The organism is Microbispora bryophytorum (genome assembly GCF_006874465.1).
GTDB lineage: Bacteria > Actinomycetota > Actinomycetes > Streptosporangiales > Streptosporangiaceae > Microbispora > Microbispora bryophytorum.
The window spans coordinates 97,893-118,121 of sequence record NZ_VIRL01000017.1 but is presented as its reverse complement, the minus strand read 5'-3'; the positions used below and the strand labels follow the sequence as shown (position 1 = coordinate 118,121).

At 68.7% G+C, this 20,229-nt stretch carries 18 protein-coding genes, 1 tRNA gene and 1 pseudogene; 11 read left to right on the top strand and 9 right to left on the bottom strand.

Annotated elements, in window-relative coordinates:
* Positions 1-30: 30 nt before the first annotated feature.
* The 3 genes and pseudogenes from FLX07_RS26740 to FLX07_RS26730 form a co-directional block, all read left to right on the top strand.
* Positions 31-1,071 carry an aldo/keto reductase gene (locus FLX07_RS26740; protein ID WP_142574429.1) on the top strand — a complete coding sequence of 347 codons (1,041 nt, stop codon included), beginning with the start codon at positions 31-33 and terminating at the stop codon, positions 1,069-1,071.
* A gap of 404 nt (positions 1,072-1,475) precedes the next feature.
* On the top strand, positions 1,476-1,694 hold the full coding sequence (locus tag FLX07_RS26735; protein WP_208762408.1) for a hypothetical protein: 219 nt from the start codon (positions 1,476-1,478) through the stop codon (positions 1,692-1,694).
* Positions 1,695-2,265: 571 nt separating this feature from the next.
* A pseudogene (locus FLX07_RS26730) lies at positions 2,266-2,370 on the top strand (dehydrogenase); the annotation flags it as partial.
* Between the two features lie 263 nt (positions 2,371-2,633).
* On the opposite strand, the gene FLX07_RS26720 reads toward FLX07_RS26730, so the two are convergent.
* Positions 2,634-3,287, bottom strand: a complete 654-nt coding sequence (locus tag FLX07_RS26720) for a hypothetical protein (protein ID WP_142574427.1) — start codon at positions 3,285-3,287, stop codon at positions 2,634-2,636.
* A gap of 133 nt (positions 3,288-3,420) precedes the next feature.
* Here FLX07_RS26720 and FLX07_RS26715 point away from each other — a divergent pair, with 133 nt between their 5' ends.
* The gene (locus FLX07_RS26715) at positions 3,421-4,572 is read left to right on the top strand and encodes a sensor histidine kinase (protein WP_142574426.1); all 1,152 of its coding nucleotides are present in this window, start codon (positions 3,421-3,423) and stop codon (positions 4,570-4,572) included.
* The gene (locus tag FLX07_RS26710) at positions 4,569-5,213 is read left to right on the top strand and encodes a response regulator (RefSeq protein WP_142574425.1); all 645 of its coding nucleotides are present in this window, start codon (positions 4,569-4,571) and stop codon (positions 5,211-5,213) included. The genes FLX07_RS26715 and FLX07_RS26710 overlap by 4 nt, the downstream gene beginning before the upstream one ends.
* Before the next feature lie 421 nt (positions 5,214-5,634).
* Here the strand turns inward: FLX07_RS26710 and FLX07_RS26705 are convergent, their stop codons facing one another.
* Both FLX07_RS26705 and FLX07_RS26700 read right to left on the bottom strand, forming a co-directional pair.
* A complete protein-coding gene (locus tag FLX07_RS26705; RefSeq protein ID WP_142574424.1) occupies positions 5,635-6,336 on the bottom strand; it encodes a response regulator transcription factor in 702 nt (233 codons plus the stop codon).
* Complete coding sequence (locus FLX07_RS26700) at positions 6,333-7,538, bottom strand: sensor histidine kinase (protein WP_208762407.1); 1,206 nt, start codon at positions 7,536-7,538, stop codon at positions 6,333-6,335. The genes FLX07_RS26705 and FLX07_RS26700 overlap by 4 nt, the downstream gene beginning before the upstream one ends.
* Before the next feature lie 212 nt (positions 7,539-7,750).
* Between FLX07_RS26700 and FLX07_RS26695 the strand changes: the two genes are divergently transcribed.
* Together FLX07_RS26695 and FLX07_RS26690 are read left to right on the top strand one after the other, a co-directional pair.
* Positions 7,751-8,497 carry an ABC transporter ATP-binding protein gene (locus FLX07_RS26695; RefSeq protein ID WP_142574422.1) on the top strand — a complete coding sequence of 249 codons (747 nt, stop codon included), beginning with the start codon at positions 7,751-7,753 and terminating at the stop codon, positions 8,495-8,497.
* A gap of 50 nt (positions 8,498-8,547) precedes the next feature.
* The gene (locus FLX07_RS26690; RefSeq protein WP_142574421.1) at positions 8,548-11,103 is read left to right on the top strand and encodes an ABC transporter permease; all 2,556 of its coding nucleotides are present in this window, start codon (positions 8,548-8,550) and stop codon (positions 11,101-11,103) included.
* A 355-nt stretch (positions 11,104-11,458) separates the two neighbouring features.
* Here the strand turns inward: FLX07_RS26690 and soxR are convergent, their stop codons facing one another.
* Positions 11,459-11,914 carry a redox-sensitive transcriptional activator SoxR gene (gene soxR, locus FLX07_RS26685; RefSeq protein WP_142574420.1) on the bottom strand — a complete coding sequence of 152 codons (456 nt, stop codon included), beginning with the start codon at positions 11,912-11,914 and terminating at the stop codon, positions 11,459-11,461.
* 83 nt (positions 11,915-11,997) lie between these two features.
* Between soxR and FLX07_RS26680 the strand changes: the two genes are divergently transcribed.
* From FLX07_RS26680 to FLX07_RS26665, 4 genes are all read left to right on the top strand, one after another.
* Complete coding sequence (locus FLX07_RS26680; RefSeq protein WP_142574419.1) at positions 11,998-12,885, top strand: NmrA/HSCARG family protein; 888 nt, start codon at positions 11,998-12,000, stop codon at positions 12,883-12,885.
* 71 nt (positions 12,886-12,956) lie between these two features.
* Entirely contained in the window at positions 12,957-13,148 is a 192-nt protein-coding gene (locus tag FLX07_RS26675; protein ID WP_142574418.1) for a hypothetical protein, read from the top strand.
* Positions 13,149-13,198: 50 nt separating this feature from the next.
* Positions 13,199-13,645 (top strand): hypothetical protein, encoded by a 447-nt coding sequence (locus FLX07_RS26670; protein WP_142574417.1) that lies wholly within the window; start codon positions 13,199-13,201, stop codon positions 13,643-13,645.
* Between the two features lie 286 nt (positions 13,646-13,931).
* The gene (locus FLX07_RS26665; RefSeq protein WP_142574416.1) at positions 13,932-16,070 is read left to right on the top strand and encodes an FAD-dependent oxidoreductase; all 2,139 of its coding nucleotides are present in this window, start codon (positions 13,932-13,934) and stop codon (positions 16,068-16,070) included.
* A gap of 33 nt (positions 16,071-16,103) precedes the next feature.
* Here the strand turns inward: FLX07_RS26665 and FLX07_RS26660 are convergent, their stop codons facing one another.
* From FLX07_RS26660 to cysS, 5 genes are all read right to left on the bottom strand, one after another.
* A complete protein-coding gene (locus FLX07_RS26660) occupies positions 16,104-16,685 on the bottom strand; it encodes an ABC-2 transporter permease (protein WP_142574415.1) in 582 nt (193 codons plus the stop codon).
* A 68-nt stretch (positions 16,686-16,753) separates the two neighbouring features.
* Positions 16,754-17,419: a DUF4145 domain-containing protein gene (locus FLX07_RS26655; RefSeq protein ID WP_142574414.1), complete on the bottom strand. Its 666-nt coding sequence runs from the start codon at positions 17,417-17,419 to the stop codon at positions 16,754-16,756.
* Positions 17,420-17,572: 153 nt separating this feature from the next.
* Positions 17,573-17,648, bottom strand: a tRNA-Thr gene (locus FLX07_RS26650).
* A 51-nt stretch (positions 17,649-17,699) separates the two neighbouring features.
* Positions 17,700-18,659: a 23S rRNA (guanosine(2251)-2'-O)-methyltransferase RlmB gene (rlmB, locus tag FLX07_RS26645; RefSeq protein WP_142574413.1), complete on the bottom strand. Its 960-nt coding sequence runs from the start codon at positions 18,657-18,659 to the stop codon at positions 17,700-17,702.
* 22 nt (positions 18,660-18,681) lie between these two features.
* Positions 18,682-20,076 (bottom strand): cysteine--tRNA ligase, encoded by a 1,395-nt coding sequence (cysS, locus tag FLX07_RS26640; RefSeq protein WP_142574412.1) that lies wholly within the window; start codon positions 20,074-20,076, stop codon positions 18,682-18,684.
* Positions 20,077-20,229: the final 153 nt, after the last annotated feature.

The window sequence follows — 20,229 nt, the reverse complement described above, 5'->3', positions numbered from 1 at the left end:
AGACCGCACGTACGGCACGAAGGAGTAGCTGTGAAATATCGTCTGCTGGGACACACCGGGGTCTGGGTCTCCGAGATCTCCCTGGGCACGATGACGTTCGGGGGCAAGGAGCACCCGGTTTACAGCACCATCGGAGCACTCGGGCAGGAGGAAGTGGATCGGGTCGTCGGCACGGCACTCGACGCCGGGATCAACTTCTTCGACACCGCCGACGTCTACGCCGACGGCGAGAGCGAGGAGTTGCTCGGCCGGGCGATCGGGCGGCGCCGGCGGGACGTGGTGCTCGCCACCAAGCTGCTCGCTCCGGTCGGGCCCGGGCCCAACGACCAGGGGCTCTCCCGTCTTCACGTGATGCGGGCCCTGGACGACAGCCTGCGTCGGCTGAAGACCGATTACATCGATCTCTATCAGCTCCACAACTACGACCACGTGACGCCGATCGAGGAGACGCTGAGCGCGCTCGACGACGCCGTACGACAGGGCAAGATCCGCTACATCGGCTGTTCCAACTTTGCCGCCTGGCAGATCAGCAAGGCGCTGGGCGTCTCCGCGCTGCACAACCAGGCGAAGTTCGCCGCCAATCAGACGCTCTACTCGCTGGTGTCGCGCGACGCCGAGCGTGACCTGGTGCCCTTGGCCGAGGACGCCGGGCTGAGCCTGACGGTGTGGCAGCCGCTTGCCGGCGGATTCCTCACGGGCAAGTTCGACCGCGGCGGGGTGACCACCGAACAGGACTCCCGCCGGGCCCGGAGCGGCTACGACTTCGTGCCCTTCGACGAGGAGAAGGGCTTCAGGGTGCTCGACGTGCTGCGGACCGTCGCCGCGCGACACGAGGTGAGCCCCGCTCAGGTCGCCATCGCCTGGCTGCTCGCCCAGCGCGCCGTCACCAGTGTCATCGTCGGCGCTCGCAAGGTGGAACAGCTCACGGACAACATCGCCGCCGGCGACCTGGCTCTCACCGAGCAGGATCTCGCCGAACTCGACGAGGTCAGCCGGCCGCCGATCGCCTACCCGAACTGGATTCAGGAGCAGTTCGCTCCGGCACGGATCCCGGCCGGCAACCTGGCCTGATCACGACGTCCGGCATCCTCTTCCGGCCCTGGGCGCGTGGCCTCCGCGGGCTCCCCAGCCCGCGGCCGTCCAGGACCGTCCAGGACCCTCCATGACCGTCCACGGCCGTTGACGGATCCGCGCCGGGCGAGATCACCGGCCCGGCCGAGGGTCTCCCTCGCCTGGAGCGCCTCGACGACAACCCGGTCGGCCTGGCGCTCATGGTGGGGCCATGTTCCCGGGAGCATCCGAAATCGGATGTCGGGCATGGAGGACCCGCAGGAAAGTTTCAGCCCCTGCCCGGTATAGCCGCAGGTCGCCCCCGTCGGGGAACGGCGGCGGGTAACGTGATCTGTACTCATATTGTCCGCGCTGCAATGCTCCGCAGTGGAAGTTCGGCACGACCTACACTGCGAGGAGAGTCAGTGGGGAAAATCAGAGCTTTAGCCGTCGCCAGCGCTTTGGTCGGTGGGCTGGCAGTCATCGCAAACGCCGCCCCCGCGCAGGCCGACACGCTTCGTAACGTCTACTACTCCTCGTCCGACTGCTATCGGTACGGGGACTACGGCGTCCAGAACCACCTGTGGACCTGGTATCACTGCGATTACCAGTACAACTTCTGGTTCCTTTACAGCGTCCCGTAAACAATTCCCCCACGGCCTTCACTGGTCGCCGGACGGAACGGATTCCACCCGGCGACCAGCTCGTTCACGTGATGCTCATCGGACGGCGACCGGTCGCCGCGTCTCGGTGCTGCATCGGCGCCCCGTCTCCGAAGTCGGCCGTGCGCGCCGACAGAGGTTCGTACTTGCCTGCCGTGGCTGGTTGCCCATCCGGTTTCGGCGAGAACCACCCCTCCCGTGGCCTCGTACCGGTCCGCGTCCTTCTCGGCCTTCGCGACCAACTCGACGAGGTCAGCCAGGATCTTCGGGGTAGCGGTGATGGGAAGCGGGCGGCTCAGGGCGACGCCGAACAGACCGGATGACCCGCGAAGGCACAAGGCCCCCGACCGAGAATCATCACGAAGTGGGTCCAACTGAGGGTCATAGCAGTTCAAGCCGAGGCGGGACGCGACCTCAACCGCATACTCGGACGCTTCCTCTGTACGACTCCACGACATCGGAAAGTAGATGTACGGCCCGCTCGCCACCCGGATCAGCGGCGCGGCTGACCATGGAGTGTTATCGCCCGCATCAACTTCCGGACCGCGGGGTCCGTACGCCCGAACAGGGCGCGGCGATCGCGATCCGGCTCGCGACCCTGCCCGACGACGGCCCGACCGGCGGATTCTTCGACGACGCCGGGCCGGTGCCCTGGTGACGCGCGGCGTCACACGCGTCCGGCCTGGATGGCGACGGCCTCATGTCGGCCGGGGAACCGGTCATGATCGTGCGTACGTGCTCGGTGACCAGTTCGACCGGCCAGTCCCACCACGCCGAGCCGCGCGCACCAGTCTTTCGACGTCGGCGTCCTCGTAGCGGCGGCGGATGGTGCGTGCGGGTCGCAGGCATGTGAGCTGAGACCGATTGGGGTCGCGCCATATCGGCCCCTCGATATGGCGCGACCACACGCCGCGGACGGAGTCACCGTCCCACAGCGGGTTCCACAGCCGGGTTCACAGCAGACTCGGGCCGCAGGAAGCGGGTGCCGACCGAGCCATAGGCCAGCACAAGCAGGACGCCCCCCACCGCTTCGGTGATCGGTACGAGGAACGAAACCAGTGTCGCCAGGAGCAGCGCCGGCACGGCCCATGGGACCGTACGAGCCCGGAATAGGGCGACCGCCAGCAGGACGAAGCCGAGCAGGCCAATCAGCACCATGAACTGGATGACCATGAAGACGGGTTCGCCGGCGACCGCGTCCGCGATCGCCACCTTCTGGTCGGTGACGCCGCCAGCGGCCATCGCGGACAGGACCGAGCCGCTCGCCGCGTCGCCCAGATTCCCGAGCATGTTGAGCCAGAGCAGCGCGATCCCGAGGTGGCCGAGCACCGCGCCGCGTCCGGGGAAGAGCCGCGGCAGCCCGGCCAGCCCCGCCACCATGAGCAGTGCCGCAACTAGTTGGAGCAGGATCGACAGCCGGAATCGGCTCGGGTCGGCGGCGACCTCGGTGAGGATGGCGCTGGAATCGCCGCCTGACACCGTCTTGAGCGCCATCGCCGCGGCCATCGCGACCGGCCCGGCGATCAGGCAGACGCCGGCGAAGCGGCGACGGAAGTCCTCAAGGGATGTGGGCATGTGAGCCTCCTTGACGTGTGAGGCCGCCAACGTAGGTCGCGGGCACATCTCTGGTCGTCCGGCATAACGATGATTCCGGCGTCGTCCACGCGGACGATTCGGCGGCCCCGCCTGCGGCGTTATCGTGAGCGCCATGCGCTGGATCCCGCCTCGGCCTCCCTGGACCGATATCGCGGTCGCCGGGGTGCTCGGCACCGCCGCCGTGCTGGAGGCGCTGACGAGCACCGATCTCCCTTTTACCGCCATGGAGATGCTCGTGGCCGGCGCCACGGTCGCGCCCATCGCGTGGCGCCGGGTCTGGCCACTCGGCGTGGTCGCCGTCGTCATGGTCGTCGTGGCCGCCTCCTCGCCGGTGACGCACAGCTTCGAGAGCGGCTACGCCTTCTTCGCCATGATCGTGTGCTGCTACTCCGTCGCCGCTCACGCCAAGTTCAGGGACTCCGCCGTCGGCGCGGCCATGGTGACCACGTTCGTGCTGGTCGGCTTCGCCATCGACCCCCACCGCGGCGGCGTGGGGGACTACCTGTTCACCGGCGTGCTGTTCGGCGGGGCGTGGACGCTGGGGTACCTGATCCGCAGGCGCGGCCAGGAGGCGACGCTCCTCAAGGAGCAGACCGCCGAGCTCAAACGGCGGCGTGCCGAGGACGCGGAGCGCGCCGTACAGGCCGAGCGGACCAGGATCGCCCGCGAGCTGCACGACGTGATCGCCCACAGTCTCAGCGTTATGGTCGTGCAGACCGGGGTCGTACGGCGGCGCCTGCGGCACGACCGGCCCGGAGACAGCGAACTCCTCGACGAGGTCGAGCAGGCAGGGCGGGGCGCGATCGGGGAGCTGCGGCGGCTGCTCGGAATCCTCCGCGCGGACGGCGAGGCGCTCTCGCTCGCCCCACAGCCCGGGCTCGACGGGCTGCCGCCGCTGCTGGACCAGATGCGCGAGACCGGGCTCATGGTTGAGATGACGGTCGAGGGCGTGCCATCCCCATTGCCACCCGGCATAGACCTTGCCGCCTACCGGATCGTGCAGGAGGCGCTCACCAACACCCTCCGGCACGCCGGGCAGGGCGCGCGGGCCGAGGTCGCGATCCGGTGGAACGGCACGGCCGTCGAACTGGAGGTTCACGACGATGGCAATGGCGCGGCGCCGCTCGGCCTGGGTACCGGGCACGGGCTGATCGGAATGCGCGAGCGGGCGGCGCTTTACGACGGGGTCCTGGAGGCCGGGCCGTACGAAAGCGGCGGTTTCCGGGTGTGCGCCGTGCTGCCGTTGAACGGGAGCCAGCGGTGAGCATCCGCGTAGTGGTCGCCGACGACCAGGCCATGGTACGGCGGGGTTTCAGGCTGATGCTCGACGACGAGCCCGATATGGAGGTGGTGGCGGAGGCGGGTGACGGCGAGCAGGCCGTACGGGTGGTCCGCGCGCTCACCCCCGACGTCGCGCTCATGGACATCCGGATGCCCGGCGTCAACGGCCTGGAGGCGACTCGGCGGCTGGCCGGGCTGCCCACCCGGATCATCGTGTTGACCACATTCGACCTCGACGAGTACGTCTACGAGGCGCTTCGAGCCGGAGCCGCCGGGTTCCTCACCAAGGAGGCCCCCGCTGAGCGGCTCATCGAGGCGGTCCGGGTGGTCGCTGCGGGGGACGGCATGCTCACGCCAGGAGTAACCCGCCGCGTCATCGAGGCCTTCGCCAGAGCCCCCGTCCCGCGCCGATCACCCGCCCTCGACAGGCTCACCGCCCGGGAGTTGGAAGTGCTGCGGCTCATGGCACGGGGCCTGTCCAACCCCGAGATCGCCGCAGAGCTCTTCATCTCCGACACCACTGCCAAAACCCACGTCAGCCGGATCCTTACCAAGCTCGACCTGCGCGATCGCATCCAAGCGGCGATCTTCGCCTACGAGTCCGGCCTCATCGTGCCCGGCTGAAGCACGTCGGACAGGTCGAGTTCCTCAGTCCAAGGTGCATGGTGCCCTCCGTGTGGTCTCGGTGACCGACCGCACGACCGGATGGAAGCCTCCCCGGGGCTGGGAACGGACCATGACCCGACATGCCCTTCGAGGGGTTCGATACCGTACGGGTGGCGATCATCGGGCTGGGCAACCGCGGATCAGGGCAGCTCCCGCTGTTCTTCCCGATCCCCGGGGCACGGATCACCGCGCTCTGCGACATCCGTCCTGAGAAGGTAGATCACACTGACGGGATGCAACATCGTGATCCCCAGTAGTCCCATGTAGGCCCGTGCAGGACTGAGGCGAACTCATCGGTCCGGCCTGCCGCTTGCGGTATTGACTGATCGCCGTAGCGCCGCTACGGACCGCAGGCCTCTGACCGGGCCGGTCAGCGGCGCTAACGGCTGGTGCAGACGCCGTTCTCCCAGGCCCAGGCGGCGATCTCGACGCGATTGCGGGCGGCGAGTTTGCGCTGCACGTTGGCGAGGTGGGTCTTCACGGTGGACAGCGTGACGTGCAACTCCGTGGCGAGCTCCTCGTTGGTCCGTCCGCGGGCGGCGAGGCGGACGACGTCGAGCTCCCGCTCGGTGAGCGGTTCGATCAACCCGCCCTGGCCGGCGCTCGCGGATGCCGCCGGTGTGTGCCCGGCCCGGCCGGTCGTGACGCGTGCGGGCGGGTTCATGTGCTGCAGGAGGCGGACCGTGATCGACGGAGAGATCAGGGAGTTTCCCGCCGCCGCCGCGCGTACGGCCTCGGCGAGCAGGACCGGAGAGCCGTCCTTGAGGAGGAAGCCGCAGGCGCCGTTGCGCAGGGCGCGGTAAACGTACTCGTCGAGGTCGAAGGTGGTGGCGATGAGGACGTGCAGGGGGTCGAGGACGTCGGGGCCAGCCAGCAGCCGGGTTGCCTCAAGCCCGTCGAGTACGGGCATGCGGATATCGAGCAGACAGACGTCGGGGCGCAGGGCGCGTGCCGTGCCGACGGCGGCGCCGCCGTCGGCCGCCTCGGCGATGACCTGGATGTCGGGTTGCGAGTCGAGGATCATACGGAACGCCGAGCGGATCATCTCCTGGTCATCGGCGATGAGCACCCGGATGGTCATATGTCCATGATGCCAGGCGGTGATTTGGGCGGATCCGCCCGGCGGGGAAGGGGAAGGTCGGCGACGACCTGCCAACCGGTCAGCTCATGTGGCCCGGCGGTGAGTCGGCCGCCGGCCGCTTCGATGCGCTCGGTGAGACCGGCCAGGCCGTAGCCGCTGGTCGTGGTCCTGCGGCGGCCGCGTCCGTCGTCGGTCACCGTGACTCGGAGCGTGTTCTGATCGCCGGTCTGGACGTCGACGGTGACGTACCGGACGGCGGTGGCGTGTTTGCGGATGTTGGTGAGGGACTCCTGGACCACCCGGTGCACCGTGGTGGTGATCTCGGGCGGCAGGCGGCGACCGGTGAGCCGAGGGTCGAGTGTCAGCTCGGCAGGCGGACCGGTGCGGGAGAACGTCGCGACCAGGTCGTGCAGCCGGGTGAGGTCCGCGCAGGGACTGGTGGCCGCCGGTGCGGCGGGATTGCGCAGGACGGAGACCATGGCCCGCATGGAGTCCATCGCCTGGGCTCCGACTTCCTCGATCCGGGCGAGCATCTGGTCCAGCTCCGCGGGGCTGGGCGGGTGCCCCGCGGAGGTGGCGAAGCGGATGGCCTTGGTCTGCGCGATCATCGCGGTGACGTGGTGCGCCACGAAGTCGTGGAGCTCCCGGGCGTACTCCATGCGCTGAGCCTGCCGATCGCCTTGAAGCCGGCGATCGCGGGCGTCGTCGAGCAGACGCAGGTACAGGCCGAGAACGACCGCGGGCACCACTGCCAGCAGGACGGCCGGCTCGGCGTACGTGATCACGTTCGGCCATTGGGACGGCTCGATCCGCAGGGGCAGCACGACGGCTGAGACGGCGGCCGCGGTCCCCAACGCCGCCGCCGTGATGAGCGGCTGGGTGCGGACGGCGCGTGCGATGAGCAGCAGGAGGGCGATCAGTTCTGTGACCCCGAACGTGTTCTCCGGCCGATGCGTCAGGTTCACGCTGACCGTGGTGAAGACACAGGAGGCGGCGATGGCGACGGCCGCCGCCAGGACGTATCGCCTCCTCGGCACGACGAGGGCGGTAACGCACAGCCCTCCGGTCAGGAAGGTGGCCACCGCGGTCGGCGGGTAGCCAGTGGCCTCGCCTTCGAGGACGAGCGCGGCGATCACCACGACGGCGGCCAGGACGAACAGCGTCTGATGGGCGAGGGGCCGGGCCCGGAACGCGGATAACACGTCGTCCCACGTTACGGCGTCGCCGCGGCCCACCACCTCAGCCTTTCGGCCGATGCGGGCAGTGGCGGGCCGGCGCCGTTTCGGCCGTCCGGTGGATCCGCCGCACCCGCCCTCACGTGGAGGATCGACCCTGCCCTCTGGCATCCGCTTTCCTGGAGTGATCCGCGATGAACCCCAGCCGTACGACGGCCTCCCACGCCTCTTCCGTGACGATGACGACCCGGCCAGCGGCCGTGGCCGACAAATTGACCAAGGTCTACGGGCAGGGCGAGACCCGGGTGGTCGCCCTGGACGGCGTCAGCGTCGAGTTCCGGCGCGGCGAGTTCACCGCCATCATGGGGCCCTCCGGCTCCGGCAAGTCCACCCTCATGCACTGCATGGCCGGCCTGGACGCGATCTCCGGTGGCTCGGCGCGGATCGGTGACCTCGAGCTGACCGGGCTGAGCGACAAGCAGCTCACCCGGCTGCGCCGGGACAGGATCGGGTTCGTCTTTCAGGCGTTCAATTTGCTGCCCACGCTGACCGCGGCCGAGAACATCACCCTCCCCCTGACCATCGCCGGCCGCAGGCCCGACAAGGCCTGGCTGGACGAGGTGATCGCCGCCGTCGGCCTCGCGGACCGTCTCGAGCACCGGCCCGCGCAGCTGTCCGGCGGGCAGCAGCAGCGGGTCGCGGTCGCCCGCGCGCTGGCCGGACGGCCGGAGATCATCTTCGCCGACGAGCCCACCGGCAACCTCGACTCCCGATCCGGCGCAGAGGTGCTGGGCTTCCTGCGCGATTCGGTGCGCGAGCTCGGCCAGACGGTCGCCATGGTCACCCACGACCCGGTCGCCGCCTCCTACGCGGATCGGGTCGTCTTCCTGGCCGACGGCCACGTCGTCGACGAGCTGCGCGAGCCGACCGCCGCGACCGTGCTCGACCGGATGAAGCGCCTCGACACCGGCGACCGCGCCGGCTGAACCGCGTCCCGAACCCGCCCCCGATCACTTCTCTCCAGGACCGATCTCGCATGTTCCGCACGACGCTGCGCAATGTCACCGCCCACAAGGGCCGGCTGCTGATGACCATGCTCGCCGTACTGCTCGGCGTGGCCTTCCTCTCCGCGACCCTCGTCTTCACCGACACCTTCGCCGAGGCGTACCGCAAGAGCTCCGAGCAGAGCTTCGCGTACGTCGACGTGGCAATCAGGCCCGGCCGGGCGCCCGAGGGCGGCCCTCCGGGAGCCCGGCCCGCCCTCACTCAGGATCTTCTTCACGACGTGGCCCGCCTGCCCGAGGCCCGCACGGTGATCGGTTCGGTCACCGGCTTCACCGCCATCGCCGGCAAGGACGGCGCCCTGGCGGGGCAAGGCTGGTCGACGCGCGGCGCCAACTACTACCCGGGCCCGGGCGGCGCGGACCCCCGCTACGCCGTGGCGCGGGGACGGGCGCCCCAGAACGCGGGCGAGATCATGCTCGACGCCAGGTCGGCGGAACGTACGGGTTACCAGGTGGGCGACACGGTGCGCCTCTCCGTCGACGGGCCGGTTCTGAAGGAGAAGCTGGTCGGCGTCTTCACCACCGACGACGGGGAGGTCGCCGCCGGCGGCACGCTCACCCTTTTCGACACCGCCACCGCGCAGCGGCTGTTCGCCGAGCCGGGCATATTCAGCGAGATCACCGCCAAGGCCTCACCCGGCGCGTCCCAGGTGGCGCTGCGGGCGGCCGTCGAGAAGGTCCTGCCCGAAGGCGCCGTCACCTTCACCGGCGACTCCCTCGCCCGCGACCAGGCCGTGCGGGTGGAGGGCACGATCAACGACCTGCGCTCCACTCTCCTGGTCTTCGCCGGCATCGCGCTGTTCGTCGGCGTCTTCCTGATCGCCAACACCTTCACGATGCTCACCGCCCAGCGCACCAGGGAGCTCGCGCTGCTGCGTGCCATCGGCGCGTCGCGCCGCCAGATCACCCGCTCCGTTCTCGTCGAGGCCCTCCTCATCGGGGCCGTCGCGGGCTGCGCCGGCATGGTGGCCGGGATCGGCGTCGCCGCCTGCCTACGCGGCCTGATCGGCTCGTTCGGCTCCGGCGGCCAGGTCCTCCCCGACGGACCGCTGGTGGTATCCCCGGCCGCCGTCGTGGTGTCCCTGGCCGTCGGCGTCCTGGTGACGATGGCCGCCGCCTGGCCGCCCGCGCGCCGTGCGGGGAGGATCCCGCCCGTCGCCGCGATGAGCGCCGTGCACGCGCCGGCCACCAGCAGGTCCCTGGTCGTGCGCAACACCGTCGGCGCCATCCTGGCCGCCGCCGGCGCCGCCACCGTGCTCGCCGGCACCGGCATGGACTTCGACGAGGGCCAGTACGTCATTGGGCTGGGCGCGAGCACGCTGCTCACCGGGGTGTTCGTCCTCACCCCGCTGCTGTCCCGCCCGTTCATCGCCGCCGTCACGCCGCTGCTGCGCCGCATGGGCGCCCCCGGGAAACTGGCGCGCGAGAACGCCCTGCGCAACCCCCGCCGTACAGCCGCCACGGCGTCCGCCCTGACCATCGGCCTGGCCGTCATCACCGGCCTCACCGTCATCGCCACCAGCAGCCGGGAGGCCACCGACGCCCGGGCGACCGCGACCCTGAGCGCCGACTACGTCGTCAGGATGGGCAACTACGACGACCTGTCCGTACAGGTCGAGGACGCGATCAAAGCGACCGACAGGGTCACCGGCGGGGTCACCGCCGTGAGCCCGCTGCGTGAGGTCCCGGCGCGCGTCGCCGGCTCCAACATGTTCCTGACCGGCGTGGACGCCGGCGTCATCGGTGACCTGCTCCGGCCTGAGTTCACCCGCGGATCGCTCTCCGGCCTCGGCACGGGCGGCGCCCTCGTCGACGCGGGCACGGCCGCCGAGCACGGCTGGACCACCGGCACCGCCCTCCCGGTCACCTTCCCCGACGGCGGCCACGGCCGGGTGACGATCAGCGGCGTCTACCAGGACACCGACCTGCTCCACGGCCTCGTGATCGACACTCACCTCCTCGACCCGCACCTGCGCACCCGCACCGCCGGGTCCGTCCTGGTCAAGACCGCGCACGGCCCGAGCCGGGCGGCCAAGGACGCGATCATCGATGCCCTCGGTGACAGCCCCGCGATCCTCGTGCAGAGCAAGCAGGACGTCTCCACCTCCATCGCCCACAGCATCACCGTGATGCTGAATCTGCTGTACGGGCTGCTCGCCATGGCCGTGATCGTCGCCGTCCTCGGCGTCGTCAACACCCTCGTCATGTCCGTCGTCGAACGCTCGGCCGAGATCGGCATGCTCCGCGCCATCGGCCTGGACCGTGGCGGCGTCAGGCGGATGGTGCGCCTGGAGTCGCTGGTCATCTCGTTGTTCGGCGCGACGCTGGGCGCCGGTCTCGGCGTCTTCTTCGGCTGGGCGGGCGTCCGCCTCCTGGCCGCCGACACGCCCGCCTACCGGCTCATCCTGCCCTGGGGTCAGATCGCGCTCGTCCTCGCCCTGGCCACGGTCATCGGCGTCGTGGCCGCCGTGTGGCCCGCCCGCAACGCGGCACGGCTCGACATGCTCACCGCGATCCAGTCCGGTTGACCTTCGCCGGTCAGCGGGCGCGGGAGAAGAATCCAGCGGCCTTCAAGGGGGGCTCGACCAGGCCGCCGGCTTCGCCGAGCCGACCGCCGCCGTCTGGTCCTGAGGCGACACGGTCATGAGAGGCGTCCGGCGCGGGAACGCCTCCCGCACCGGCCGCCCGATCCGCTCACGCCATCAAGCATGGCGCTCTGTCGACCACGTCCCGAAACGGCGTCGTGTCAACGTCGGGGCAGCACGGACGGCTCAGTCAGTTTCCGTAGCCGCCGACCGTTGTGGCGAGGACAGGGCCGCTGTGCGCTTCTGCCGAAGACAGTGCCTTCTCATCGGCGGCGGTTTTGGGCTGTAGGCGTGGTTTTCACCCTTGTGGCAGGCGACGTGCGCCCGGGCCTTCGCGGCCCAGCACATCGCGTGGATTGGTCAGATGACAGGACCGCAGCGACAGGCAGCCGCATCCGATGCACTCAGTGAGGTCGTCGCGGAGTGCCTGCAAGTGCGCGATGCGTGCGTCGAGCTCGGTTCGCCAGCTCGCGGACAGGCGAGCCCAGTCATCCGGGGTTGGGGTGCGCTCACTCGGTAGTTGATCCAAGGCCTCCCGGATCGCCGCGAGCGAGATGCCGACGTGTTGGGATGCCCGGATGAAGGCGACCCGGCGCAGCGTGTCGCGGCTGTATCGCCGCTGGTTGCTCAACGTCCGGGTACTGCGGATGAGGCCCTGGCGTTCGTAGAAGTGCAGCGCGGAGATCGCGACGCCGCTGCGGTGGGCGACCTGTCCGACGGTGAGTTCATGGAACGTGGTGCGAGCCCGAGGCATGGGCCGACTTTAGCAGTTGACCTCAACAGAGGTTGAGGTCAAAGGATAGGCGCGTCCGCGAGTCGCGATAAAGGAGCCCTTTCATGGCCACTGTTCTCGTCATCGGCGCCACCGGGAAGCAGGGCGGTGCCGTCGCCGAACTGCTGCTCGACCACGGCCACGACGTCACCGCCTACGTCCGATCACCCGAGGCGCCGTCCGCGCGGGCATTGTCCGCTGCTGGAGCCCGGCTCCTCCCCGGCGACCTGGCCGACCTGGAGGCCCTCGCCAGCGCCGCCCGGGGCGTCGATGCGATTTTCGGCCTCTCGATACCGTTCGGATCGGGCGGGAAGGACGAGGAGGTGGCCCAGGGCCGCCTCCTTATCGATGTCGCGATGCGCGCCGGCGCGCACCTGGTGTACTCCTCGCTCCGGGGCGCCGACCGGCTCTCGGCAACCGACATCGACCATGCCGACAGCAAGCAGCTTGTCGAAGCGTATCTGCGAGAGCAGGAGATCCGGGCGACCGTCCTGGGGCCCGTGTACTTCATGGAGAACGTCCTCAACGTCGGCTTCAGCCGCCTTGGCGATGGCGTCCTGGCCAACCCGCTGTCCGCCGCCAAGCCGCTGGACCAAGTGACCGTCCGAGACATCGCTGGCCTCGCCGTACACGCCATCGAGCACCCGGACCGGTTCGTCGGCGAGCGGATCGACGTCGCTTCCGACCGGGTGACCGGCGAGGAGGCGGCCCGGATCCTCAGTGACATCCTCGGCCGCGAGATCCCGTACTACCAACTGCCATTGGACCAGGTCCGCCAGTGGGCCGGCGACGAGATCGCGGACATGTTCCAACGGTTCGAGGAGAACACCGACTTCCTCGACGTCGATGGGCTACACGCCACGTACCCGGACGTGGCCTGGCACAGCTATGCCGATTGGGCCCGGACAGTCGACTGGGACGCCGTCCTACCAAGCCGGACGATGGCGAGATAACCCGCGATGACCAGACGACGCTCGCTCGAGCGCGGCATGACCCGAGCGGCGTCGTCTGTAAGTCGCCCAGCGTGGGTGTGCTGTTCAACGCCACCGCGCCGGAGCTGTGGCGGCGGTTCACCCTGGCGCTTCGCCGGCACCTGGCCAAGCTCGCCGGGCTTACCCAAGGTGAACATCACCGCCGCCCAGGTGAACACCTGGCCGACACCGGGGCCTTTTCTGATCGCAAGCTCTCAGCCAGACGCTCCCGTACGATCAGCTGATGTTCGAGAAGGCAGGGCGAGAGGGGGCCGGTCGCCGAGTGTGGGCGTAGATGGTCCTGGCGGTGCTTGCCTCGGCGGTGCCGTTCAAGTTGATGATCACGACCGTGAGTATCGGCATGGACCACCTGCCGATCGTCTCCTGGCGCTTCATCGGAGTCGACGCGCGATTCGGGCTCGATTTCCTCGTGGCGGGTGGTCTGCCGCTGCTCGCCCTTGCCGCAGCCGGCGCCTCCTCGCAATGGTGGCCTGCGGGGATGGCGGGCGCCACGCTCCTCGGCGCCCTGGCGACGGTCAACCTGGTGGTCTTCCTCGGAGAGTCCTTGCGGCCATCGACGCCTGCCGACATCAGCGCGGGTAGCCAGCCGGATTTCGCTACGGGCTTCGACGGTTCAAATGTGCCACCGCTGCTCGCGGCTGTCGCGTGCGCAGTCGGCGCCGCAGCCCTGTCCAGGCTCCCGGCGCCTGCGGGCGAACCGTCACCGATGAGGAACGGATGACCCCAGCGCCTGTGGCCTCCTGGCGTCGGCGGCATCAAGATGTCTACGAGGTGCGGAAACGGCGCCACGACTGGTTTGCCTATCGTTCGCGATCAATGGCCTAGAAGTGCATATCGCTGCTCTCGGCTTCCTCTGGCCTGCCGCCTGCTCCCGTCGATGAGGTTCCGCAACGATCGAAGTCAATGGGTGATATCGGTAGATAACGGGCACATGCGCCTTGGGCGCCGTTTCCAGATCAACTGACCCCGGCCGGTGGCTTGGCCGGGTGAGCAGAGAGTGAACCGACATGACCAGGTACACGGTGGGTTACATCGTCGGTAGCCTTGCGACCGCCTCCATCAACCGCACCCTGGCCAAGGCATTGGTCCGCATTGCCCCGCCGGACCTGGACTTCGTGGAGATCCCGATCAAGGACCTCCCGCTGTACAGCTACGACTACGACGTCGACTACCCGGCCGAGGGCAGGGCGCTCAAGGACGCCATCGCCGCCGTGGACGCAGTGTTGTTCGTGACCCCGGAGTACAACCGCTCCATTCCCGGCGCACTGAAGAACGCCATCGACTGGGCCAGTCGCCCTTGGGGGGACAACTCATTCGCGCACAAGCCCGCTGCCGTCATCGGCGCATCCCCGGGCGCTATCGGAACCGCCGTCGCTCAGCAGAACCTGCGCAGCGTTCTCAGCTACTGCAACTCCCCGCAGATGAACGCCCCGGAGGCGTACATCCAGTTCAAACCGGGCCTGATCACCGACGCCGGCGAAGTGACCGACGCCGGCACGGCGCGTTTCCTGCATAACTTCATGGAGGAATTCCGGGCGTTCATCGTCCGCGTGCTCACGGTGCTGCCACGGTCGGCAACGGTCGAAACGGAGCCGTCCCCGTCTGGAGCGGTCAAGCCGGACGCACTGGTCGTCGGTGCCGGGCCGGTCGGATTGATGGCCGCCCACGAGCTGCTGCGCCGAGGGGTCTCGGTGAGGCTGATCGACGCCGCGACCGGTCCGGCGACGACGAGTCGGGCCGCCGTCATCCATCCTCGAACGATGGAGACCCTCGACCAGGCAGGGCTCTACGAGGAGGTCAACGCTCGCGCGGTGCAAGGCAGGGGAACCGCCTTCCACGCCGACGGGAAGCAACTGGCTTCGATGGACTCCTACTTCACCGCCTACCCGACTCGATTCAACAAGCTGCTGCTGCTCGACCAGGTGATCACGGAGCAGTTGCTGCGCACGGCGGTCGAACGGCTCGGTGGCCGGGTGGAGTGGGGTGTGCGGCTTACCGCCGTCGAGCAGGACGCCGGGACGGTGCGTGCGACCCTGGATCGAAATGGCACTACGGAGATTGTCTCGATGCCGTGGCTGGTCGGCTGCGACGGCGGCCACAGCACCGTGCGCCACCAGATCGGGTTGGAGATGAAGGGGGAATCCACGGAAACGTGGTTGATCGCCGACGCCGACATCACCTTCGCCCAGCTGGTCGAGCACGACCGGATCCGGTGGATTCGGGCCGACGGCACGTCCATGATGCTTTTTCCGCTGGTCGGCGACCGGCGGTGGCGGCTGCTGGACACCGTGGACGTCGACTACGCCGGCGATGACGCCGCCGTCGCCGAGCGTTTCGGGCGCAAGCTCAGCCGCGGCCTGGGGATCCGATCGCATGTCGAACGCCCCACCTGGGTGTCGGTGTTCAACATCCAGCAGCGTGCGGCGCCCGTCATGCAGTCCGGGCACTGCTTCCTGGCCGGCGACGCCGCCCACGTGCACAGCCCGGCCAGCGGGCAGGGCCTGAACACCGGTGTCCAGGACGCCTTCAATCTGGCCTGGAAACTTGCCGCGGTGATCAACGGCCAGGCCTCCGCCGAGCTGCTCGACACCTACAGCGTCGAGCGGGAACCGGTCGCGAAGGCCCTGCTGAAGTCGACCCGGATGGCCACACAGCTTGTCGAGCTGCGCAGCGCGGTCGTCGACGAGTACCTCCCTGCCGTGTTCGAGATAGTCAACGCCTGGCCCCCGATCTTCGAGGCCCTCAACCAGGCTCTGTTCGGCTCGATGTCCGGCCTCGGCATCGCCTATCCGACCAGCCCGCTCACGGTCCCAGACACCGACACCCTGCGACCCGGACCCGCTCCCGGGCAGCGCCTGGTACAGGTCCGCCACCCCGAAGCCGACACCGCCGGCTGGAAGAAGCTGTTCGACGCATTGCGCGATCCCACCTGGCTGGTGATCACCTCGACCACAGGCCCGGCAACCGGCGGCTCGACACCATCCCTGCCGAGCCTGGCCCGCGGCTGCCAGGTCGAAAAACCTGCCGCTGACACCCTCGGATTGGACAACGACGGGTGGGTACTCGTGCGACCCGACGGCTACCTGGCCGCCCGCGGGTACGGCCAGGACCAACTCGACCACGCCTACCATCGCCTGCCGCTGTGAACACGATCTGCCGGAGGCCGAGACTCTCGGGAATTAACTGACATCGCGCAGGGCATCGGCGGCATTGCCCATGGGCAGGACGGGGTGGAGGAAGCGGAAAAAGCCAGGGAGCAGGTCGACGGGGACGCTGCAGCCACTGGAAGACACGCCGAGCAGGATGAACAGCGTGACGGCGGCCCCTGGGAAGAACGGGCCGAGAAAGGGCACGAACCCGTACGAGGTCGGTGCCACAGCCTGCGTCAGTAGGAACAGGTACAGCAGAGCGAGCGGATGCGGCGGGATCGCGTCCATCCCGTAAGCACTCGTGAAGTAACAGGCGAGGGCGGCGCCTCCGACCATTGTGGCCATATGTGCCCGACGGCTGAAGCCCACCGCGCGCTGCATGGCGATCACCAGGAAATAGACGGGGAGGGTGCAGCCCATCAGGAGGTACAGCGGGCTGATGCCCAGGCTGTCTCCCGGCCTGGTCGAGACCCGCTCGTTGAAGGCGACGGTGGCGCCGGGTTTCTGGGCCGCGGAGGTGAAGGCCTGGCGGATGATCGTCTCCATGGCGGCGCCGTCGGCCTTGGCGCCGTACAGCTGCGGATGGTGCGGGGACGGCACGAAGGCCGCCACCGCGTCCTGGTTCAGGACGGTCGAGCGCGCCTTCGGCCGGTCGACCGATCAGTCAGGCATCCTAAGGTTCACTTACTGACCGGCCCCAACTCGCAAGTTGGGGCCGAGCCATTCGACGTACCTTCATCGGAAGGAGGTACGGACTCCGCCCTGCGCTGCTTGAACTCCTCGTACTGCCTCGTGAACACGTACATGTAGTTCAGGACCGCCTCCGCGAGGGTCAGAGCGTCTTCGGCATCCTGGCGTGTGATCGGTTTGCCTCCGAAGTGGGCGCCGTCATTACCGAGAGCCCGCAATCCGTGTGCCCACTCCAGTAGTCGCTTGTCGATCAAGCCTCGCTCATAAAGATCATCAAGTGCCTTGAAGGGCGTCCCCGTCGCGTTATGGCTTCGGCATACTCCCTCTATCACTCGCCTGACCATCACCGCAGTAGCGGTGTACTGACCAGCCTTGAAGCACTGCGTCGCTTCAGACAATTCCTTCCGGATCTTAAAGGGGATCGCCTGGTTAAGAGCTTTGGTGGCGCTCGGCCACATCAGTTCCGGCTGTCCCCAGTGCTGTCCAGCGTAGAGTTCTTGTAGGACCACGAAGGCCTGCGGGCATGCGCTACAGCACATGAGCTTGAAGCGACAAGGCAGCCCCTCCCCGTCGTAGTACGACACCGAGCGATCTTCCATCGCGGCTACCGGCCGCTGACAGGTCGGACAGACGGCCATGAGGAACGGGAGGCTCACCGTGTTTCCTCTCCTGGATACGGCAAAGCCTTCCAGGGTAGATCCTCTCCAAGAGGGCCTACCACCGACTCCTCGACATCGTGGAGAGGTGACCGCTGTTAGCAGGACCGTTAGCAAGAGAGGCCCTCTCCGAAGCGGAGAGGGCCTCTGAGCTGGAGCCGCCTTGGGGAATCGAACCCCAGACCTTCTGTTTACAAGACAGATGCTCTGCCGATTGAGCTAAGGCGGCCTGCCACCCAGACGAGTTTAGTGGGCCGAGGGCCGTACCGTCACGGTGAAATCACCGGCGACGGTGCCGGGCGACCTCGTAGAGGGCGATCCCGGCGGCCACACCCGCGTTCAGCGACTCGGCGGCGGCGTTCATGGGGATGCGGGCGATCTGGTCGCACGCCTCCCTGACCAGGCGCGACAGGCCCCTGCCCTCCGAACCGACGACCACGACGAGCGGTTCTGACGCGAGTCCGACGTCGGCGATGTCCACCGTGGCGGCGCCGTCGAGGCCGACCACGAACAGGCCTTCCTCCCGGTACGCCTGGAGGGTCTGGGTGAGGTTCGACGCACGGGCGACGGGGAGGGTCGCGAGAGTGCCGGCCGAGGTCTTCCAGGCGCCGGCGGTGACGCCCGCCGAGCGGCGGGACGGGACGAGCAGCCCGTGCGCGCCGAAGGCCGCCGCCGAACGCGCGATGGCACCGAGGTTGCGCGGGTCGGTCACGCCGTCCAGGGCGACGATCAACGGCACCTCGGCGGTGTCCCTGGCCAGCTCCACGAGCTGCTCGGGATGCGCGTAGTCGTACGGCGGGACCTGCAGGCCGATGCCCTGGTGGACGGTGCTCTCGGTCAGCCGGTCGAGCTTGTCCCTGCTGACCTCCAGCAGCGCGATGCCACGATCAGCAGCGATCTTGATGGCCTCGCGGACGCGGTCGTCGTTCTCGACCCGCTGCGCCACGTACAGCGCGGTGGCGGGCACGTGGGCACGCAGCGCCTCGATCACGGGATTGCGGCCACCGATGACCTCCGGTGCGTCCTCCCGGCGCGTACGGCTCGGCGTACGCGAGGATGAACCCGCGCCGCCCCGGCCCTCGCGCTCGATCCGCTCGGCGCGGGCCTTGTCCTTGTACCAGTGCCGCATGTGCGCGGGTGGCGTCGCTCCCTTGCCCTCCAGGGAACGCCTGACCTTGCCACCCGAGCCCTTCGCCGGCCCCTGCCTCTTCGACGGCTTCCCTGAAGCCTTACCCGCCATGGTCTCTAGCGTAGGGCCACGCCTACTGTGCCAGCTCCCACCGCGGGCCCTGCGGGGTGTCCTCCACGACGATCCCGGCCGCAGCGAGCTGGTCGCGGATCGCATCGGCCGCCGCGTAGTCCTTGCGGGCGCGCGCGGCCTGCCGCTGCTCCAGCGCCACGGCCACGAGCGCGTCCACGACCTCGCGGAGCCCCGAGTCGCCGGTCGTACGCCACTGCGGCGACCTGGGGTCGAGGCCGAGCACGTCGAGCATGTTCTGCGTCTCGGCGAGCAGCCGGGCGACCTGCTCCTTGTTGCCCTGCGCCAGCGCGACGTTGCCCTCGCGGACCACCTCGTGGACCACGGCGAGCGCCTGTGAGACGTTCAGGTCGTCTTCCATCGCGTCGACGAACGCCTGGGGCAGCGGCGCGGCGGCGTCCACGTCGTGGATCACCTCGGCGGCCCGCGTGACGAACCCCTCGATCCGGCGGTATCCGGCCGCCGCCTCCTGGAGCGCCTCGTCGGAGTAGTCGATCGCCGAACGGTAGTGCGCCGCGACCAGGTAGTAGCGCAGCTCGACCGCGCGCACCTTGCGCAGCATGTCGGGGATCAGCAGCGAGTTGCCGAGCGACTTGCTCATCTTCTCGCCGCCGAGCTTGAGCATGCCGTTGTGCAGCCAGTAACGCGCGAAGCCGTCGCCCGCCGCCTGCGACTGGGCGATCTCGTTCTCGTGGTGCGGGAAGATCAGGTCGACGCCGCCGCCGTGGATGTCGAAGGTTCCGCCGAGATACTTGGTCGCCATGGCCGAGCACTCCAGGTGCCAGCCGGGGCGGCCTCGGCCCCACGGCGTCGGCCAGGTGGGCTCACCCGGCTTGGCGCCCTTCCACATCGCGAAGTCGCGCGGGTCGTGCTTGAGCGAGTCGGTGTCCGTGTCGGCGGCCGCCCGCATGTTCTCCAGCTTCTGGTTGGAGAGCTTGCCGTAACGATCCGCGTAGGACACCACGTCGAAGTAGACGTCGCCGCCCGACGCGTACGCGTGCCCCTTGTCGATCAGCCGCCGCATCAGCTCGACCATCTCGGGCACGTGCCCCATCGCACGCGGCTCGACGGTCGGCGGCAGGCAGCCGAGCTGGTCGTAAGCCCAGGTGAAGGCGCGCTGGTTGCGCTCGGACACGACGAACCAGGGAACGTCCTCCTGGGCGGCGACCCTGATGATCTTGTCGTCGAGATCGGTGACGTTGCGGCAGAAGGTGACGTCGTAGCCCTGTCGCATCAGCCACCGGCGGAGAACGTCGAAGTTCACCCCGGACCTGATGTGCCCGATATGCGGCGGAGCCTGAACGGTCGCACCACACAGATACATCGAAACCCGGCCGGGCTCGACCGGTACGAATTCACGGACCGTACGCGTGCTGGTGTCGTAGAGGTGCAGGCTCACGAAGGCAAGGCTAACGCCTGACGGCATGGCACAGGGCTACTTGGGCGCCTGTGAACGGCATAGTGTGGCCGATCATGGAAACTTTTGACACATAAGTCCCGATACAACCTGAAACAAAACCCGTAACGATCCGTACGGCAAACCGTGCGGGCT

Coding starts and splice junctions, on each gene's coding strand:
- FLX07_RS26720 (WP_142574427.1), bottom strand. CDS start 3,287: ATGCCCACATCCCTTGAGGACTTCCGTCGCCGCTTCGCCGGCGTCTGC.
- FLX07_RS26715 (WP_142574426.1), top strand. CDS start 3,421: ATGCGCTGGATCCCGCCTCGGCCTCCCTGGACCGATATCGCGGTCGCC.
- FLX07_RS26705 (WP_142574424.1), bottom strand. CDS start 6,336: ATGACCATCCGGGTGCTCATCGCCGATGACCAGGAGATGATCCGCTCG.
- FLX07_RS26695 (WP_142574422.1), top strand. CDS start 7,751: ATGACGACCCGGCCAGCGGCCGTGGCCGACAAATTGACCAAGGTCTAC.
- FLX07_RS26690 (WP_142574421.1), top strand. CDS start 8,548: ATGTTCCGCACGACGCTGCGCAATGTCACCGCCCACAAGGGCCGGCTG.
- soxR (WP_142574420.1), bottom strand. CDS start 11,914: ATGCCTCGGGCTCGCACCACGTTCCATGAACTCACCGTCGGACAGGTC.
- FLX07_RS26680 (WP_142574419.1), top strand. CDS start 11,998: ATGGCCACTGTTCTCGTCATCGGCGCCACCGGGAAGCAGGGCGGTGCC.
- FLX07_RS26670 (WP_142574417.1), top strand. CDS start 13,199: ATGGTCCTGGCGGTGCTTGCCTCGGCGGTGCCGTTCAAGTTGATGATC.
- FLX07_RS26665 (WP_142574416.1), top strand. CDS start 13,932: ATGACCAGGTACACGGTGGGTTACATCGTCGGTAGCCTTGCGACCGCC.
- rlmB (WP_142574413.1), bottom strand. CDS start 18,659: ATGGCGGGTAAGGCTTCAGGGAAGCCGTCGAAGAGGCAGGGGCCGGCG.